At 53.1% G+C, this 19,452-nt stretch carries 12 protein-coding genes and 1 pseudogene; 12 read left to right on the top strand and 1 reads right to left on the bottom strand.

Going from position 1 to position 19,452, the window contains the following annotated elements:
* The first annotated feature begins 184 nt into the window (after positions 1-184).
* The 3 genes from LZ24_RS06025 to LZ24_RS06015 are packed head-to-tail and all read left to right on the top strand — an operon-like array spanning position 185 to position 7,719.
* Positions 185-6,601 carry a response regulator gene (locus tag LZ24_RS06025; protein ID WP_144683471.1) on the top strand — a complete coding sequence of 2,139 codons (6,417 nt, stop codon included), beginning with the start codon at positions 185-187 and terminating at the stop codon, positions 6,599-6,601.
* 53 nt (positions 6,602-6,654) lie between these two features.
* Positions 6,655-7,227: a DUF2937 family protein gene (locus LZ24_RS06020; protein ID WP_222427553.1), complete on the top strand. Its 573-nt coding sequence runs from the start codon at positions 6,655-6,657 to the stop codon at positions 7,225-7,227.
* Between the two features lie 18 nt (positions 7,228-7,245).
* Positions 7,246-7,719: a YaiI/YqxD family protein gene (locus tag LZ24_RS06015; protein WP_144683465.1), complete on the top strand. Its 474-nt coding sequence runs from the start codon at positions 7,246-7,248 to the stop codon at positions 7,717-7,719.
* On the opposite strand, the gene LZ24_RS06010 is transcribed toward LZ24_RS06015, so the two are convergent.
* Positions 7,689-9,386, bottom strand: a complete 1,698-nt coding sequence (locus LZ24_RS06010) for a methyl-accepting chemotaxis protein (protein ID WP_144683463.1) — start codon at positions 9,384-9,386, stop codon at positions 7,689-7,691. The genes LZ24_RS06015 and LZ24_RS06010 overlap by 31 nt on opposite strands.
* Positions 9,387-9,648: 262 nt before the next feature.
* Between LZ24_RS06010 and LZ24_RS06005 the strand changes: the two genes are divergently transcribed.
* The 9 genes and pseudogenes from LZ24_RS06005 to LZ24_RS05965 all read left to right on the top strand — a co-directional run.
* The gene (locus LZ24_RS06005; RefSeq protein ID WP_222427552.1) at positions 9,649-10,080 is read left to right on the top strand and encodes a TraR/DksA family transcriptional regulator; all 432 of its coding nucleotides are present in this window, start codon (positions 9,649-9,651) and stop codon (positions 10,078-10,080) included.
* Between the two features lie 246 nt (positions 10,081-10,326).
* Positions 10,327-11,331, top strand: a complete 1,005-nt coding sequence (locus tag LZ24_RS06000; protein WP_144683572.1) for an ABC transporter substrate-binding protein — start codon at positions 10,327-10,329, stop codon at positions 11,329-11,331.
* A gap of 63 nt (positions 11,332-11,394) precedes the next feature.
* Entirely contained in the window at positions 11,395-12,444 is a 1,050-nt protein-coding gene (locus LZ24_RS05995; protein ID WP_222427551.1) for an ABC transporter ATP-binding protein, read from the top strand.
* Positions 12,435-14,174: an ABC transporter permease subunit gene (locus LZ24_RS05990; RefSeq protein ID WP_144683454.1), complete on the top strand. Its 1,740-nt coding sequence runs from the start codon at positions 12,435-12,437 to the stop codon at positions 14,172-14,174. Before LZ24_RS05995 ends, LZ24_RS05990 begins: the two co-directional genes overlap by 10 nt.
* Positions 14,175-14,721: 547 nt before the next feature.
* Complete coding sequence (locus LZ24_RS05985; protein ID WP_186442966.1) at positions 14,722-16,476, top strand: GGDEF domain-containing protein; 1,755 nt, start codon at positions 14,722-14,724, stop codon at positions 16,474-16,476.
* Positions 16,473-18,185, top strand: coding sequence for a hybrid sensor histidine kinase/response regulator (locus LZ24_RS05980; protein ID WP_144683448.1), 1,713 nt, complete (start codon positions 16,473-16,475; stop codon positions 18,183-18,185). Before LZ24_RS05985 ends, LZ24_RS05980 begins: the two co-directional genes overlap by 4 nt.
* A 289-nt stretch (positions 18,186-18,474) precedes the next feature.
* Positions 18,475-18,786, top strand: a complete 312-nt coding sequence (locus LZ24_RS18135; RefSeq protein ID WP_144683445.1) for a helix-turn-helix domain-containing protein — start codon at positions 18,475-18,477, stop codon at positions 18,784-18,786.
* Complete coding sequence (locus tag LZ24_RS05970; RefSeq protein ID WP_246118531.1) at positions 18,690-19,019, top strand: DUF1016 N-terminal domain-containing protein; 330 nt, start codon at positions 18,690-18,692, stop codon at positions 19,017-19,019. Before LZ24_RS18135 ends, LZ24_RS05970 begins: the two co-directional genes overlap by 97 nt.
* Positions 18,997-19,443, top strand: a pseudogene (locus LZ24_RS05965) (N-6 DNA methylase); the annotation flags it as partial. The gene LZ24_RS05970 and the pseudogene LZ24_RS05965, both read left to right, overlap by 23 nt.
* Positions 19,444-19,452 lie beyond the last annotated feature (9 nt).

Here is a 19,452-nt window from a genome sequence, read left to right as displayed (position 1 = left end):
TTATCCTTAATATCAAACCTCAGATTTGGAATGGTGGGGTATATTTCGATGCCTTATTCCACCACCGTAAGTCCGATTGCACAGATGAATGGATCTGGTGTATGATAAGTCCGTTATTTTTTTGACTTCCTCTCCCTCCCTTTTTCCGGCGGCCACAAAAGGTCTGCATCATTAAAGGTCTGCAATGGACGAAAAATGGCAGAACATTTCAGGGTATCAGATCCGGGAGCTTCTGTTTCAGAGTGCCCGTTCGGTCATTTTTCGTGCCACAAGGGAGGCGGATGCCCTTCCCGTCATCCTTAAATGCCTGAACCGGGACTACCCGTCCCCCGATGAGATCGCCCGCTTCAGACGGGAATATGAGATCGGGCTGAAACTCTCCGACCATGGGGGTATCCGGGTTCTGGGCTTTGAAAGATTCGGGAACTCCCACGCCATGGTGCAGGAGGATATGGGGGGAGAGACCCTGGAAGCCTTCCTTGCCTCCCGCAGCTTAAGCCTTGAAGAGCTTCTCTCCCTTGCCATCCGTATCGCACAAACCCTGGACCGCATCCACGGCCAGCAGGTCATACACAAGGATATCAATCCTTCCAATATTCTCTACAATCCGGAAACAGACAGCCTGCGTTTGATGGATTACGGTGTTTCCACGGAACTTTCCCGTGAGCATCAGGCCATCCTGAATCCCAATGTGCTGGAGGGAACCCTTGTCTGCATGTCGCCGGAGCAGACCGGACGCATGGGCCGGGCAGTGGATTACCGCAGTGATTTCTACGCCCTTGGGGCGACCTTCTATTTCATGTTTACGGGCCGTTTTCCCTTTGACTCCGAAGACCCCTTAGGGCTTGTGCACAGCCACATCGCAAAAATGCCGCTTCCTCCCCATCAGCTGAGACCTGAGATTCCCGAGGCCGTCTCCGCTGTCATCCTGAAACTTCTCGCAAAAATGGCGGAAGACAGGTACCAGTCCGTTTCAGGGATTGTTGCAGACCTTCAGAACTGTCTGGATCAGTGGCAGGCAAAGAAGCGTATCGATACCTTTCTTCCCGGTGGAGAGGATCTTTTTGAAAGGTTTGAAATTTCCCAGAAACTCTACGGACGCAGCGAGGCTCTGGGAAAAGCCCTTGAGATCTTCAGTGACCCTTACCAGAGAACGGGCATCCTGCTTGTGAGCGGGCCTGCCGGTATGGGAAAATCCGCCCTTGTCCGTGAAATCCGGAAACACGGGCTGGAGAAGGGGGGATTTTTTATTGAGGGTAAATTTGATCCTTTAAAACGCAGTGTGCCCTATGCCCCCATACTGGAGGCCCTCCGTGCGCTGATTATGACCCTGCTTGCCGATGGGGAGGATGCGCTTAGTATCTGGCGGGAAAAGATTCTGGAAGCTTTGGGAAACAATGCCGGTGTAATGAGTGATGTCATTCCTGAGCTGGTATGGCTCATTGGTTCCCAGCCCCCTGCTCCGGAGCTGTCTGCCTCTGAAACCAGAAACCGTTTCTGCCATGTGTTTCAGGACTTTCTCCGGGTGCTGGTCCGGGAAGGTCAGCCCCTTTTCATCTTTCTGGATGATATGCAGTGGGCCGATGCCGCATCCTTAAGCCTTTTGGAATACCTGATGACCGGCCCCGGCACCCGCCATCTTTTTTTCATTCTTGCCTACCGGGACAAGGATGTGGATGAAACCCATGCCCTGTCAGCCGTTCTGGAAAAAATCCGGAAGGCGGGTGTGCCTGTTGGGGCTGTGGTCCTCAGTCCCCTGAGTCCTGCCTCCGTGGAACAGCTCCTTGCCGATACCCTCCATTGCGAAAAGAAGGAGGTTCGCCCCCTTGCGGAGCGCTGTCTGGAAAAGACCCGGGGCAATCCCTTTTTTCTTAATCAGTTCCTTGAAACCCTCCACCTTGAAAAGCTGCTGGTCTTTGACAGGGAAAACAGGCGCTGGGTCTGGGATCTTTTTGGGATAGAAGGCCTTGGGATGACGGATAACGTCATTGATCTCATGGTGGCAAGGCTTGGGAAACTGCCCGAAGAAACCCAGGAAATTCTGCAGCTTGCCGCCTGCATCGGCAGTAGCTTTGACCTTGACGTCCTCTCCATTGTCCGGGAAAAACCCCTGACCAAAACCTTTTCGGAGCTGTGGCCTGCACTGAAGGCGGGGCTTGTGATGGCAACAGGGGATATTCCCGGTCCATTTACAGGAAGCGTGCTTCCGGTGGAGGGGCTTTCCCATGAAAGGGAAGGTGTTTCCAACCGCTACTGTTTCCTCCATGACCGGGTGCAGCAGGCCGCAGGCTCCATGATCCCGGAGAATCATAAAAAAACGGTACATGCCCGGGTGGGGCGTCTGCTGCTGGGCTCCCTTTCTTCCGAGGGGCAGGAGGAACACCTTTTTGAGATTGTAAACCATTTTAATCTGGGTCGTGACTGTCCGGAGGTTTTGGAAAAGGAAGGGGAAGGGCTCAGTGCCTTAAACCTTGCCGCCGGACGCAGGGCCAGAGCCTCTGCGGCCTTTGATGCGGCCTCGGACTATTTTCAACATGGAATCTCCTGGCTTCCTGAATCTCCGTGGGAAAAGCACTACGACCTTACCCTTGACCTTTATACGGCAGCCGCAGAGGCCTTTTACCTTACAGGCCAATATGAAGAAATGGAAGCCATGGCCCGGACAGTCACCCGCAATGCCCGCAGTTCGCTGGATCGGACCGGCGTGGTGATTACCCGCATGCATGCCTGTGCAGCAAAGAATCAGCCCCTTAAAACCATAGAAATTGCCCTTTCCTTTCTTAAAGATTCAGGCGTGAAGCTTCCTTCAGATCCGGGAGTCCCCCACCTGCTCGTGGGCCTTATAAAGACCCGCTACCTTCTGGCGGGCAGGTCCATGGAGGATCTTCTGGCCCTTCCTGCCATGGAAGATCCTGTAAAGGAGGCCGTGCTCCGGATCATGACCATGCTGGCTCCCACCGCCTATCTGGTAATGCCCCGGCTTTCTCCCGTTCTTTCCTTCAGAAGAATTGCTCTTCTTCTGAAACATGGCCTCTCACGGGAAGCCCCCTATGTCTTTGCCGGTTACGGGCTTATTCTCTGTGGCGTGATGGGCGATGTGGAGAAGGGCAATGATTTTGGAAAACTTGCCCAAAGGCTTGTGGAAAAGCTCCATGCCACCGAGATTGAGGGTCGGGTTGTTTTTGTCTGCAATGCCTTCATCCGCCACTGGAAGGAGCCTTTGGATGCCACGCTGGATGAATTGGCCAAAGCCTCCCGGCTCTGCCTTGACAGGGGAGATTTCGAATTTGCGGCCCTGTCCGCCATGGTCTATTGCCTGCACCTTTATGCCGCGGGAAAGCCCCTTGAAATGGTGGTGCATCAGATACAGCAGTACCGGGCCATGACTTCGGGCATCCGGCAGACCATTCCCCTCCATGTCATTGATGATTACTACAGAACAGCCCTGCTGCTCATGGGAAGGGATGCGGATACCGACGAGAGCTCCTGCGGAAAAAATCCTGAGCGAGGGCAGCCGGAAGGCAAAGACATCATGCCCCTTTTCCACAGGCATCTGAATCTTACCGTACAGGCCTATTTTTCCGGTGACCTTTGCAGGGCACTGGAGAGTGCGGAAATCGTGGAAAAGAACCTTGCGGGTGCCCGTTCTACCTTTGCCCTGCCTTTTTTTTACTTTTATGAATCCCTGATCCGGCTGGGCAGGCTGCCCTTGCTTTCGGGATCAGAAAAACGGCGTTTTTTAAGGAAGGTGGCTGCCAGTCAGAAAAAAATGAAGAAATGGGCAAAGCATGCTCCCATGAACCACCTTCACCGCTGGCATCTTGTGGAGGCCGAACGCTGCCGTATCCGGGGCAGCGTTCTTAACGCCATGGGCCATTACAGGGAGGCCATCGGGCTGGCCCGTGCCAGTGGTTTTCTTCAGGATGAGGCCCTTGCCAATGAGCTTTATGGGGAATTTCTCATGGGTGAGGGAGATGAGAAGCCTGCGGCCCTGTACATGAAAGAAGCCTATTATGCCTACACCCTCTGGGGAGCCAGAATGCGGACCGGGGCCATGGAACGCCGCCATCCCGGACTTCTGGCAGGTCTTGCGGTATCGGAAAGGCGTTTTGGGCCGATGACTTCCATCTCTTCCAGCTCTCTGGATACGGGAGGGGAAGCTCTGGATCTGATGAGCATCGTGAAAATTTCCCAGGCCCTTTCGGGTGAGGTGGATTATGCGAAGCTTTTGAAAAAAATCATGGGCTATCTCATTGAAAATGCCGGGGCGCAGCAGGGAGCTCTGATCCTGAAAGAAGGGGACAGTCTCATGGTGCAGGCCCTTGCGGCTTCCGATTCCGAACCTCTGGTTTTTCCCGATGGCCTTGCGCTGGATGCCTGCGACGTCCTTGTCCCTTCCATTGTGTATTACACGGCACGGACAGGCAGGGAGCTTGTGCTGGAAAACGCCTCGGGCGAGGGAATTTTTGCCCATGATACCCAGGTGGTTTACAAAAAGATCTTATCCCTTCTCTGTATGCCCATTATCCAGCAGGGAAAGCTGACAGGGCTTCTCTACCTTGAAAACAACGGGGCCAAAGGGGTTTTTACAGGGGATCGTGTGCAGGTTCTGAACATCCTTTGCGCCCAGGTGGGTATTTCCATTGAAAACGCGAAGCTTTACAGAAAACTCCATGAGTCCGAGAAAAAGTACCGGGGAATTTTTGAGCATGTGGCCGTGGGGATTTTTCAGGCATCCATGGGGGGACGTATCCTGACCATCAACCCGGCCATGGCAACAATCTGTGGCTATACATCCATGGAAGAAGCCCTTGAAAAGCATGGGGATGCGAAAAAGCAGTATGTGAATCCTGAAAAACGCAGCGAGTTTGTGGGACTTATTGAAAAACACGGCATTGTGCACAATTTTGAGACGGAAATGTACAGAAAAAACGGGGAGATCATGCAGGTATCCCTGTCTGCGGGCATGATTTATGACGAACATAAAAACCCCCTCTATATTCAGGGGATTCTGGAGGATGTCACCGCAAGGAAGGAGGCCGAGGCCTTCAGAATTGCCAAGGAGTCCGCTGAAGCGGCCAGTCAGGCCAAGACCCGTTTCCTTGCGGACATGAGCCATGAGATCCGAACACCCATGAATGCCATCCTCGGTATGGCCGACCTTCTGTGGGAAACCAGGCTGGATCATGAGCAGAAGCGCTTTGTGGATATTATCCGCAACGCCGGGGAAAGCCTTCTCCATCTTGTCAATGATATCCTTGATATCTCAAAGGTGGAGGCAGGGAAGCTGGAGCTTGAAAGAATTTCATTCCACCTTCCGGACCTGGTTGAAACGGTGTGCGAGGTGCTGGCCCTCAAGGTGCATGAAAAGCAGATCGAGTTTCTCTGTGACATCCACCCGGATCTGCCCTGGCAGCTTGTGGGTGATCCTGCCCGTCTGCGTCAGGTGCTGACCAACCTGATCGGCAATGCCATTAAATTCACCGAAGCGGGTGAGATTCTGGTGGCGGTGCGGGAAGAGAGCCGGGGAGAGAGGCTGGAAATTCTTTTTAGCGTTCAGGATTCAGGCATAGGGATTTCTGAGGAAGCCCAAGGGAGGCTGTTTCAGGATTTTCAGCAGGCCGATGCTGCCACCACCCGCAAATACGGAGGTACTGGCCTTGGGCTTGCCATCTGCAAGAAGCTTGTGGAGGCCATGGGTGGAAGGCTCTGGGTGGAAAGTGAACCCGGAAGGGGCAGTACCTTTGCCTTCACCTGTATTTTTGATCCGGATACAGTCGTTCACAATGTCAGGGATTTCCGGGCAGCAGGTCTTTCGGTTCTCCTTGCGGACGACCATGATGGCAGCAGAAGCATCCTTGGGAGAATGCTTGGGGAGTGGGGGGCAGAGGTGCTTGGCGTTGAAAGCGGAGAAGCGGTGCTGGAAGCCCTTTCCGCGAGATCCTTTGACCGCATTCTTCTGGATGCCCGGATGCCGGGCATGGACGGGTTCAGGACGGCGGAGAAGATTCTGGAGCTTTATGGAGACCTTGGCAATACGGTTATTCTGCTTACTTCCGATGGAATTTCTGAGCAGATATCAAAGGCCAGTCATTTGGGAATTCCCGTAAAACTGGTCAAGCCGGTGAAAGGCTCTGATCTGAAAATCATTTTTTCAGGGGCAGATATCTTAAAGGAAAAAGCTGCTGCCTCCCGGGCAGGGGAGGGTGCTTCCGAAGAAGGCCTGCGCCCCCTTTCCATTCTGCTGGTGGAGGATCATGTGGTCAATCAGACCCTCTTTGCCGTTAATCTGAAGAACATACCCCACAGGCTTGAGGTGGCGGCCAACGGGCGAGAAGGCTTTGAAAAATTTAAGGAAAGCGTCTTTGATCTGGTTTTTATGGATAAGGAAATGCCCGTCATGGACGGACTTGAGGCCGCACGGCATATACGGCAGTGGGAAAGGGAAAATGGAAAGCATGAAACCCCCATCATTGCCCTGACGGCCCATGCCCTGAAGGAGATGGAAGGGGAGCTTCTGGCTGCCGGATGCACCGCATACATGAGCAAACCCTTTAAAAAATCGGAGCTTCTGGGAATTTTGAAAACATATGCCCGATAAGCCCTTGGAAAAGGGGGCAGGGTGGGGGCAGAAAGCTGTAAAAGGTATTTTTTTTGAAACGATTGCAGCAGACGATCCGGGGAGGTGAGGGGATGATCGTGAGACTTTATGCCTATGCCCGCCTTCTTCTTTTTATGGGAGGGGTGCTTTTAGGCGTCCAGATTCCCGGCTTTCTGGACGCCTATGGTAAAAGTCTGGAGTCTCGTCTCCAGGAGTCCATGCGCAGTCTTGCCCTTTTTCAAAGGGATGCGGATCGTTATTTCGAAGGGGATCTTGGCCGCCTTATTGATCACTACGAAAAAACAGGAGATCCGGTTTTCCGGGATGGCGGTGCCAATATTGCTGCCATCAGAGAAAGGAAAAAGCTGCTTGAAAATGCCCTGATTGATTTCAGAAAAAGCGGGTTCAATGCCATTTGTCATCTGATCCTGCGTCCTGTAAAGGATGTCCGGGACAGTGTTTTTGAAACCTACACCCATGTGATCCGGCTGGATAGGGATGCTGTTTTTGCAGGCCTTGCGACGGGTCTTCTCACAGCCCTTTTTCCGGAAATGCTTTTGTCTGTTTTTCTTGTTTTTTTTGGAAAGCTCCGGAAGGGAGCAGGGAAAAAGCACTCGCTAATTTAGAAAGAGAGGTCTTTTCAGGTGTTACATATCTTTGTGGATGCCGATGCCTGCCCGGTAAAGGAAGAAATTTACCGGGTTGCCCGCCGTTACGGTCTTCCGGTGACTCTGGTTGCCAATGCTCCCATGCGGATTCCCCGTGAAAAGGGAATCGCTCTTCAGGTGGTGGGGGGGCGGTTTGATGAAGCGGATGACTGGATCGTTGAGAAAATTGAGGCCTTTGATATCCTCGTGACCGCCGATGTACTCCTTGCCGCCCGTTGCATTGCAAAAAATGCCTCCGTCCTTGGTCCTTCTGGAAAACCCTTTACGGAAAGCAATATCGGGGATGTGGTTGCCAGCCGCAACCTCCTTGCGGAGCTGCGCGGAGCCGGAGAAATCACAGGCGGACCAAAGCCCATGGGACCAAAGGACAGATCCCGCTTTCTCCAGAAACTTGATGAGATGATTCAGGCGATCCGGCGTCAGCCCACCACAAAACGGCCCATCCTGTGACCCAGATCCAGAGAAAGGGTTTCGAGAATACTGACGGAGTTGCCCACGGCATTGCTGTTTTTCTGGAGGTGGGCTGCGGTATGGCTTACCTTTTCCACCTCTTCTGCCATTTTTCCCGTATTTTCAAGGGTGCGGCCAATGCTTTCCTTCACCCTGTCAACCCCCTGACCAATACCTGCCATGGCTGTACTGAGATCCACGGCCTGATGCTGGCGGTTCTGCATATCCGCAGCCATGGCCTGCATCATGGTTTCAAGTTCTTCTGCCACAGCCACAATACCACCGATCTCTTCACCGGCTTCCCCTGCTGTACGGAGGATTTCATTGAGCCTGCCCCGGATTTCTCCGGTGGCTTCGGATGTTTTTCTGGAAAGCTCCTTGATTTCTGAAGCCACCACGGCAAATCCCCTGCCTGCGGCTCCGGCCCTTGCAGACTCTATGGTGGCATTTAAAGCCAGCAACTGGGTTTTATCCGCAATGTCTGTGATCAGATCCACCACACGATGAATACTTGCGGCAGCTCCTCCCAGTTTCTGCATACGCTGGCTGGCGGTTTCCGAACGGGAAAGGGTGGTTTTTGTTGTGTTCAGCACCTTTTCGCTCTGGGCTGCCACAAGGCCTACGGCTTCTTTCAGTTTGTCTGCAATTCCACGAACTTTATGGGTATCCGATTCCACGGAAAGGATGGCCTGCGTTACGGAGGCCATTTCATCGTCCAGATGGCCCATCTGTTTTGCAAGCCCGCATGTGCCCTTTTCAACGGCCTGGGATGTTTCAGCAAGCTCCCGGCCCACATGGCTGAAGGCCACGGCTTCCTTCTGAATGCCCTGTGCAATCAGCCCGATGGCTCCCACCTGTTTACGCAGCATCCCGAGAAAGGCATTGAAGGCCTTTGCCATCCGCCCCACTTCATCATGGGTCCATACCCTTACGCTGGCCGTAAGATCGCCGCCCCCTTCGGCTATTTCACGGAAACGGTAAGCCGTTTCCCGGAGGGGGCCGAAGATGCGGGATGTCATCCAACGGACAAAAAGAAAAAGCGTTATGCCCAGTACAAGACCTGTTCCGGCCATGGATTTTCCTGTCTGGAAAACGGCATCGGCATGTTCCATGCGCCGGGCATCCAGATGTCCTTTGATATCATCCATCCACAAATCGGCGCAGACTATCCAGTCCCACTCTGGAACCAGCCGGTAGGCCAGCAGTTTTTCCGCAGTCTCTCCGTCCTTTTCAAAGGAAAAGGAAAGGAAGCCGGTTTCCGAGGAGGCAGCCGCTTCCAGAATTTCATCCACCATATACCGGCCATGGCTGTCCTGAAAATGCCCCTTCTGCATCTTGCCCGTGAGTTCCGGAAGGCTGGCAGAAACATACATCATGCCCGTCGTATCCATTACCCAGAAACCATCCTGACCCTGTGCGCCAAAACGCATGGGCGAAAGGGCATTCACCGCATCCGTATAAAAATTGGCAGTGGATACAATGTGGGCAGCGGCAGCGGTCAGATCCTTAAGCTGTCGCTGTCTTTCATCCATGAGCTGGGATGCCATGGCATCAAGGGATATGGCTTCAAGGGAATGGAGCCCCCGGAAGGTCAGTCCGGCAGCGATTGCGAGGCAAAGTACCAGTACGCTTCCCACAAGAAGCTGAATTTTTCCTGCTATCCGCATTTCTTCTCCTTACATTCATGAACATATCATCAGAGCATCCATAGGAAAGAGCTCTGCGGACACTTAGGCTATCAAAGAGCAGGAAGGATGAGAAACCTGTTAGAAGTTTGTGAAAAGATCCCGAAGGCTGCTTCCATGGGTGGGCAGGAAAGAATGCAGGAATGACCAGATTTTAATCAGGCCCTTATATTCCCTGAACATGGTTTTTCTATCTTTGCGGCGGCAGAATCGGGAAAATAATTTTAAGGAAAGGAGCATGAAGATGGGTTTATCCATGATTGTTCTCGATGTGTATCAGCCCCACGAAGATGAACCTTATATGAATGCCCGGCAGAAGGCATGGTTCCGTGACCGTTTGCTGGAGCAGCGGGAATCGCTGGTGCAGGAGGCCCGCAGAAGACTCCGGGAGATCCGTGAAGCGGATATGGTAAGGGTTCCTGATATGCTGGACCGCAGCGTATCCGAAACATGGCGGGAGCAGGAGCTTCGGGTACAGGCCCGTTTCCGGGAAGTGCTGGACAGAAACACCGAAGCCCTTCGTCTTCTTGAAGAAGGCGATTACGGGTACTGCTGCCTGACGGGAGAGCCCATAGGTATTCCCCGGATGCTGGCCGTTCCCGATGCCCTTTTCAGCATTGAGGCCCAGCAGTTCAGGGAGAGAAGCGCAGGACAGATGGACCTGCTTTGTGGCTGATTCTTCAGGCCGCCGGATTCCGTAAGGCCCGGATTTCAGTCCCCTTGGTTTCAGCCAGCCCTTTTTCCATGGAAAAGGGCTTTTTGCTCACAAAAAACAAACAGAAATCATATTTTATTCTGACACTCCCTGCGTAAGGTGCCTTCCGATACTGGTGGAAAAAAACGGACAGAATGTCTGTTTTTTCCTGATAAAAAACCTTTACATCGGAGTGTCCGGATGAAGTTCTGGGGAATAAAATCCTTTATGGTATGTCTGTTTGCGGCTGCTGGAATCATGGGTGCCTTTCTGCCTGCCACCGGAGTACATGCGGGTGAAATCACCGTATATACTTCCTACGAGGAAGATGAGGCGGCAGCCTTCCTTGCCGCTGCCCGGCGGGATCTGCCGGATATCAAGGTGAACCTGCTGCGCCTTTCCACAGGAGACCTCCATGCCCGTATGCTGGCGGAATCCGCCAATCCCCGCCATGATGTGATCTGGGGCTGGGCTGTCACCAATATGGTTGATCCCCGGATTCTTAACATGCTGGAACCCTATCGGCCGCAAGGCATTGAAAAGGTGCCCGCACGGTTTCGGGATACAGAGAACCGCTGGTTTGCCACCACAGGATACATGGCTGCCTTCTGCGTGAACAATGAAGTGTTGAAGCGCAGAAATCTTCCCATGCCCACCTCATGGGAGGATCTGCTGAAGCCTGAATTCAAGGGCGAAGTGGTCATGCCCAACCCTGCCAGTTCCGGCACCGGTTATCTGCAGATTGCCTCCATCCTGCAGATGAAGGGAGAGGACAAGGGCTGGCGCTATCTGGAAGATCTGGATAAAAATATTGCCCAGTACATCAAAAGCGGTTCCCGGCCCTGCAATGCGGCCAGTGCCGGTGAATTTGCCGTGGGTGCCTCCTTTGCCCTCCGGGCCATCAAAAATATTGATGAAGGATTTCCCATTACCATGGTGATTCCTTCCGAGGGCGCGGGCAATGAGCTGGAAGCCACAGGTCTCATGAAATCTTCCCGCAATAAGAAGGATGCCAAGCGTTTCATTGACTGGGCACTTTCTGCCAATGCGGTGAACGAATACTACAGGTGGAAGGAAATTGTTACCGTAAGTGGCGGCACCATGCCGAAAAACTTTGTGGCTGCAGGCCTTCCCGAAGACATTGGCTCCGTGATGGTGGATATGGATTTTAACTGGTCTGCAACCAACAGGGACCGGATTCTCAACACCTGGCAGCAGCGTCTGGAACGCTAGAAAAAACAGGGCTGTACGGGCTTATTGCCTGTGCAGCTTTTTTGTTTTGCAATGGAAGGGAGAATGGGAGGGAAAAGCATGTCTCTGGAAATACGGAAAATAAGTAAATCCTTTGGTGGGGTGAAGGCGCTGGATGATGTCTCCCTAAGCGTGGAAACAGGAGAGATGATCTGCTTTCTCGGGCCTTCGGGCTGTGGAAAAACAACCCTGCTGAGAATCATTGCCGGTCTTGAGTATCCCGATGGAGGCAGTATGTATCTGGATGGGAGGGATTTATCCTCCCTTCCGGCAAGAAAACGCAATTTTGGTGTGGTATTTCAGTCCTATTCCCTTTTTCCCAATCTCAGTGCTGCCGCCAATGTGGCCTATGGCCTTGAGTGTCGCAGGTGGCCGGGTGAGAAAATCCGAAAAAGGGTGGAAGAAATGCTTGCCCTTGTGCACCTTGGGGACCATGCCCGTAAACTTCCTCACCAGCTTTCCGGCGGTCAGCAGCAGCGGGTGGCACTGGCAAGGGCACTTGCGCCGGAACCCTCCCTTCTGCTTCTGGATGAACCCCTTTCCGCACTGGACGCCCAGGTAAGGGAAGAGCTGCAGGAAGAAATACGGCGGGTGCAGCAGCATCTGAAAATTACCACGATCATGGTAACCCATGATCAGGAGGAAGCCCTCTCCATGGCCGACAGGGTAATGGTGATGAAAGACGGTACGGTGATGCAGACGGGACCACCCATGGACATTTACAAGAGGCCGGAAAATTCCTTTGTGGCCCGGTTCATCGGTAAAATGAATGTTCTTCCTGCCCAAAAGGAAATACCCTTTCAAAGCCATGTGGCCGCAGAAGGCAGCCGGCCGAGGATCATTGGAATCCGTCCTGAAGATGTGCAGATTGCCTGCTGCGGCAGGGAAGAGGGTACATTCAGCGGTGTTGTGGATCAGGTGGTACGGCTGGGTAACCTGACCCGTGTGAGCCTGCGGGTGGAAAGTACCGGGGGCAGGGAAAAAGATCTTCTGATTCTGTCGGAATTACAGGGCATGGGAGAGGGACTGGAAGTGGGCGCCAGCCTGCCCCTCTGCATTCAGCCGGAAAATGTGAGGGTACTGGAATGGCATTGAGCCGACAGGAAGATGAACCTTCCCCAAGACTGCTTTTCCGCAGGATGCTGACGATGATTTCTCCTGCTGTGTTTGTACGGAAAATGAAAGGGGCAGATGGAGAAGCTCTGCTCAGGGGACTGATGCCTTTGCTGGTGGCACTGCCCCTTGTTCTTTTTGTTCTCTACCCCATGGTGCATATCCTTGGCCGCAGTTTTCAGACTCCCGAAGGGGCAGGCTTTGGCAACTATATTTCCGTTATGGGAACATCCCGCTTTCTTGGGCTTGTGTACAACAGCTTTGCCGTTACCCTGATGACAACGGGAATTACCCTCATTCTGGCCTATGTTTATGCCTACGCCATACAGAGAACCCGCATTCCCTTTAAAAATGCCTTCCGACTCTTTGCCCTGATACCGGTTTTTGCCCCTTCTCTGGTGCAGGCCCAGGGACTGGTGCTGCTGCTGGGCCGCAATGGCCTGATCAACCGGACCTTTGGCACGGATTTTTCCATTTACGGGTACTGGGGTATTGTCATTGCCAGCGTTCTTTATGTGTTCCCCTATGCCTTTCTCATTTTTTCCGCCTCCCTTGCCATGGCAGACAATCGTCTCTATGAGTCTTCCCGCATTCTGGGAGCGGGCAGTGTAAGAACTTTTTTAAAAGTAACCCTGCCCTCTACCCGTTTTGCCGTTATGGCGTCGGGTTTTGTGGTCTTCACTCTGGTAATGACGGATTTTGGAAACCCCATGGTCATTGGCGGAGATTACAGTGTACTGGCAACGGAAGTCTATAATCAGGTGATAGGGCAGGCAAACTTTGAGATGGGAGCAGTGATCGGCATGGTTCTGCTGCTGCCCGTGGCACTGGCTGTTGCACTGGAAAAATGGCTGACCGGAGGCCGGAACATGGAAATTTCCGACCGGGCACAGCCCTTGCGCATCCAGCCCCATCTTCCAAGGGATCTCGCCTTTGGCAGCCTTGTCCTTCCCATGGCCTCGGTCATTATTGCTGTGGTGGGGGTGGTGATTTTTGCAAGCTTTACCCATCTCTGGCCCTATCGCATGGAGTTTTCCCTGCGTCATTACAATTTTGATGTGCAAAATGGCATTGCTCCCCTGTGGAACAGCATTTATATCGGGCTGATGGCAGCCGGTATCGGCGTCATTGCTGCGGGTCTGGGTGCATGGGTTACGGAACGCTGCCGTACATTCATGGACGGACCCTTGTATTTTCTCTGCATCGCGCCCGCAGCCATTCCCGGTATGGTGCTGGGCCTTGGCTATGTGCTGGCCTTCAACCATCCCTCCAGCCCCCTTGCCATGCTGTATGGATCGCTGCTGCTTCTGGCCGTCTGCAATGTTTACCATTACCATGCCCAGGGGTTTCTCATTGCCTCCACCAGCATGAAACAGATTGCAGGCACCTATGATGAGGCTTCCGCTGCTCTGGGCGGGTCTTTCATACGGACCCTGCGCAAAATCACCCTGCCCCTGATGTGGCCCACCCTTGTGGGCGTGGCCGTGTTTTTCTTCATGCGCAGCATGGTGACCCTGAGTGCGGTGATTTTTCTCATAACTCCTTCCACCCAGGTGGCGGCCGTTTCCGTTCTGATGCTGGAAGATCGGGGGGCTGTGAATCAGGCGGCTGCTTTTTCCGTGTGCATCATGGCCGTTGTGGTGGGTGTGCTTCTGGTGGCAAGGCTTCTGCTCAATGCCTTTGGGTACAGGCATATTTCTTTGATCCGTTAAGTTTCCGGGCATAAAATAAAGACAGAGCCGTGAAAACCATCCAGCATTGAAGATGAAATATTTATTTCATTTAAAGTAACTGTTCAGCACAGTTTTTCAGGTACCATACCTGCAAGGCAGATGCACAGGCCCCAGGCTATTTGCCCGTGACGCAATCTTATTCGGGAGCTTCTTGCCCTGTGCGGAAGCGGCAAAAACTCCCCGCCACAGGCAGGATAAACTTTTTATTACCATGGCAGGCCCTGGTACGCTGCCTTTGTGGCGGCTCAGACAGTTTGCCGCTTCTTTCGCACAGGCCTGCAAAGCTCTGATCCGAAACGATTGCAATGTCACTTGCAAATAGCCACGGAGCCTTGCAGCCGTAAGACGCTGCTGCAACTACAGCATTGGCAGTTCGGAATAAACTGTGCTGAATACTTACCATTTAAATACAATTCTCATATTCAGAGGATAAAGGATGTCCGGGTAACGTAAAGATCAGGAGGTTCTGTCCATGAGCCCTGTCAGGGGAATGATAAGAAAAGAGATGATCCCGGAAATGACGTCCATGTCTGCCCCAGATTCTTTACGGCAGGGGGGTATCCGATTTTATCCCCTTGCAGATACCATCACAGGGCGTATCCGGCTGTGGATTGTCCGTAAAGAAAGCGTTTCAGATCTTCTGCCCGGCAGACAGGGCTGGCTGGAAAATCTGGAAAATAAGGATTTAATATTAAAGAGCGATATGATGGACTTTGGCGTGGCTCTGGATGCCTTTGCCCATCTGCCCGAAGAAGGACGGCTGGTTTTTTTTCTGCACCCGGTAAGCATGGGGCATCCGGATTTTCCTGAATTTATGGCAGCCATTCTGGAAAAAAAAGCCGTTTCTTCCCGGCGCATTGTACTGGGGATTCAGGAAGAGGATCTTGAAACCCTCAGGGATATGTCCTTCACCGCCCTTTCCATTCATGCGGGAACAGGTCTGTGTATCTGCGGCGGTGGTGAAAAAAGCCTTTCTTTGCTCCACCTTGCAGGCCTGCGTCCGGATCTCTTTCTTCTGGAATCCTCGGCATTCAGGCAGCATGCATCGGGGCAGGACCATGCGGCGCTGATGGTGGGCATGCTCTCGGATGCCTGTCGCCGTATACAGTGCGTCTCCGGTGTGATCAATGTGAATAAAAAAAAGGACAGGCGTTATTTTAACGGACTTGGCTTTTCTCTGATGCAGGGAAATGCCGTTGCGCCGGCATCCTCCCTGCCTTCCGTGCACCATGTGGAAGAAAGCGGTGGCAGTCCTGACTGGCAGGTTTTTCCGGGCTGTCAGGGTTCCGGCGTGGGCCATCTGGCCAGCCCCGGAATCACTGCCCAGGCATCGGATACCGTTGAAGAAATCAGCCGGATACTGAAAAAACGTGCGCCAACGGACAGTATCTGTCTTCTGAAGGAAAAAAGCCCTGTGGGCCTTCTCATGCGCTATCATCTGGACAGGCACCTGAGCTCGCCCTACGGCAATGCCCTTTTTCTCAAAAAAAGCGTTGCCCGGATCATGGACACGGAACCCATGATCCGGGATGCAGGGACACCTCTGGATGAAGTGGCCCGTGCTGCTATGTCCCGCTCTGCGGAGCGTCTTTATGATGATATTCTGATTACGGAAGGCGGGCTTTATAAAGGAACGGTATCCGTTCGCAGCCTGCTGGATGCCATGGCCCGGATTCAGGTAGAAACCGCAAGGGGGGCAAATCCCTTAACGGGTCTGCCCGGCAATACCAGCATTGAAAAAACCATGGAGACATACCGCCGGGATCAGGTACGCATGAGTCTGATTTATGCGGATCTGGACCATTTTAAGGCCTATAATGACTGCTTTGGCTTTGAGGCCGGTGACCGTATGCTCAAGTTTACAAGCCGCCTGATACGGGAGAGCGTATCCCTCTGCTGTGGCAGAGATGCCTTTATCGGCCATGTGGGTGGGGATGATTTTGTCATTTTCACCCATCCGGCGGAGGCGGAAGCCTTTGCAAAGGATCTTACGGAAAAATTTGAGAGGGAAACACGGGTACTCTACCCGGATAAAATTTCTGATCATGGTTTTTTTCAAAGCAAATCCAGAGAGGGGGTCATCAGGCAGTATCCTCCTGTATCCATTTCTCTGGGTATTGTGGACTGTCAGTTTCATCCGGGCATGGATTCTTCGGAACTCAGTCTCCGTGTGGCCCAGATCAAAGGGTATGCCAAATCCCAGAAGGGAAACTCCTGGGTCCGCGACAGAAGACAGATTGCCTCTCCCGGGAAACCTTTTCTGGATAAAGGGGTTGCATGAGTTTTTTATCCGGATTGTTTTTAATGGGCAGCACCCTGACCGGCGTGCTGATTTTGGGGGCAGGCATCCTTTCGGATTCCTGGAATATCTCCTTTGCACCCCGTTTTTTTATGTTTTTTTCAGCGGCCTTTTTTCCATTGTTTTTTTATCACTGCATGGCCCTTCGCCAGCACCGGAAAGGGGCAAGGCTTCTTGCACGGAAGGAAAGGAGAATACGAAGCTGGCTTGCATCCATGCGGCAGCAGGAAAAGGAGCTTCTTGCAGGAAATCAGGCCCTGCTGCTCGCAGGACCGGACGGCCGCATTCAGAAAGCCTCTCTGCTGGCCACCCGCATGATCGGAAAAGATCCTTCAGGTCGTTTTATTTCCCAGTTTCCCGGTGCAAGGCCCGATCTTCAGGGCAATACCATCACGACCCATGTCAGGCCCGAAGGGAAAAAGACCCTCTGCTGGATTCCCCTTGCCATCACGAACAGAAAGTTGCGGATGGGGCTGGACATCACTGCCTATGCAGAAAAAGAAGTCCGCCTGAATACGGAAACCACACATCTCCGTGAACTGGCAGAACATAAATCCGATGAACTCATGATCCTCAGACGCCGCTTTCAGGAAATTTCCCAACTGGCAACACTGGGCCGCATGACAGCGGGCATATCCCATGATTTCAATAATATTCTTGCTTCCATTCTGGGAGCTTCCCAGCTGGCTGCAATGATAGAAGATGAAAAGCGCAAAGCCCACCATCTGGATACCATTGTCACCGCAGGATACCGGGCAAGGGATCTGATTCATCAGATACTTCACTTCAGCAGGCCCGATGGAAGGGGATTTCATACCTTTTCTTTGAAACCCCTCATCACGGAAAGCCTGCGTCTTATCCGGGCCTCACTTCCTGCCCACATCGCTGTTCGCTGTCAGAATGAGGCTGCGGATGCCTGTATCCATGGCAACCCCACCCGCCTTCACCAGCTCCTCATCAATCTTATGACCAATGGCTGCCACGCCATGGAAGATAATGGCGGTGTTCTTCACCTGAATATTGAGGGCTGTACAAGGGACGGGGCAGGGTGGGTGCGCATTTCCGTAAAAGATTCAGGCCACGGCATTGCAGAGGAGATCCGTCAGCGGATATTTGAGCCCTTTTTTACCACCCGTGCCAACAGGGAAGGCCATGGGATGGGCCTGTCCCTGGTCAGGGAAGTGGTTGAAGAGCATGGCGGCCTGATTACGGTGGAAAGCAGCCCCGGTGCCGGAGCCCTGTTCTGTATTGAGCTGCCCCATGCCGCAGAAAAGGAAGAAGGCAGGGAGATGGATCAAAAGCCCGTACAGGGCAGGGGCTTTGTTCTGATTGTGGAGGATGAGGGCTCACTGCTGGAAGTTCTCAAAGAAATGGTGCGTTCTCTGGGCTACGGGGTACACGGTGTCCAGAGTGGCGGAGAAGCCCTGTCATGGCTTCGGGAAAACAGCAGCCTTGTGGATTTTGTACTTCTGGATTACTCCATGCCCGCCATGAACGGTCTGAGGCTGGCCACCCAGATACGCAGGCTGTACCCGCACCCTTCCCTGATTCTCACAACGGGCTGCCCCCACTGGATCAAGCATAAGGAAATACCTGACTTCATATTGGAAAAACCTTTTTCCATGCATGAGCTTTCCTCTGTCCTGATGCAGGCCGGAGAGAAGGATGCCGTGATCCTGCATGCGGGATAGTTTACGGATCAGGACTCATGGTTTTGTAAAAATGGAAAGTTCTCCTGTTCCCGGCCAAAAAATCCAGACCACCCCATGCCGATTAGCCGGTCAGATTGGTACAGCACCCATGGTGTCCATTTCATATGAATAAATACGATCGGAATCGGTAAAGATCGTTTGACTTAGAGCGAATATTCCTCGTATATCGAGTAAGTTTTTTTAATATGGGAGGAGTGCGTTCAGCGTCCTCCCGTTTCGTCTCTGGCGGACGAGGTTGCAAAGCCAATACGTTTGTGGAGTTTTGAACATGAACGAAATGGCAGACCGCTGGTGGTCCATAAATGAGATCTGCAAAAACCACGGGGTCAGCAACGACAGCGTGTACAAGTGGATCGACAGGCATAACATGCCCGCGCACCGCATAGGACGCCTCTGGAAGTTCAAGAAAAGTCAGGTGGATGCATGGGTTGAATCCGGCGCTGCGGCGGAACCCGGATCGGGGGCTTCTCCCGCGCCAACCTCATGTATATGCGTGCCTTTGCCGAGGCCTGGCCGGACGAGCAAATTGTCCAACAGGCTGTTGGACAATTGCCCTGGGGCCATAACCTGGTGCTGCTGACCCGGCTGAAGCAACCGGAACAGCGTCTTTGCTATGCCCGGGCCGCCATCGAACATGGATGGTCGCGTAATGTGCTGAATATCCACATCGAGACCCGTCTTCTCGAACGCACCGGCAAGGCTCTTACCAACTTTACCGAATGCCTGCCTGCGCCGGGTAGTGATCTGGCCCGGGAATCGCTTAAAGATCCCTACCTGTTCGATTTTCTGGATGTCGGTAAAGAGGCCGAATGACAAGAAAGCCCTCCCGGAAAAAACAGCCCAAGGCCATCGCTTCCACCCAGTCGCTGTCTGCCTTTGTGAAATCCATACCGGCGGATTTCTGGCCATCGCCTATGAGCACATTGCCCGCAAGCTGGGGCAGAGCGCCGCAAGCCTTGATCTCGCCACCCTGAAGCATGACACCTTTTTCGGTCGGGAAAAGGAAAATCTGGTCTTTCCCATCGCCTTGGCCAATCTGGTGCTGCACGGCATCGACCAGCCCAACCTCTGGCACGGCAACACCCTCACCGGTCGCGCCACCTATGCGGCCCTGTTCGAGCAGGCCCCGAAAGTCTTCGACTACATCCTCACCAACCCGCCCTTCGGCGGTAAGGAGGGCAAGGATGCCCAGAAGCATTTCGCCTTTGAAACCAGTTCCACTCAGGTGTTGTTCGTGCAGGACATC

Source organism: Desulfobotulus alkaliphilus (assembly GCF_007830435.1).
GTDB lineage: Bacteria > Desulfobacterota > Desulfobacteria > Desulfobacterales > ASO4-4 > Desulfobotulus > Desulfobotulus alkaliphilus.
The sequence above is the reverse complement of the archived record's forward strand: the minus strand, read 5'-3'. Positions and strand labels throughout refer to the sequence as shown.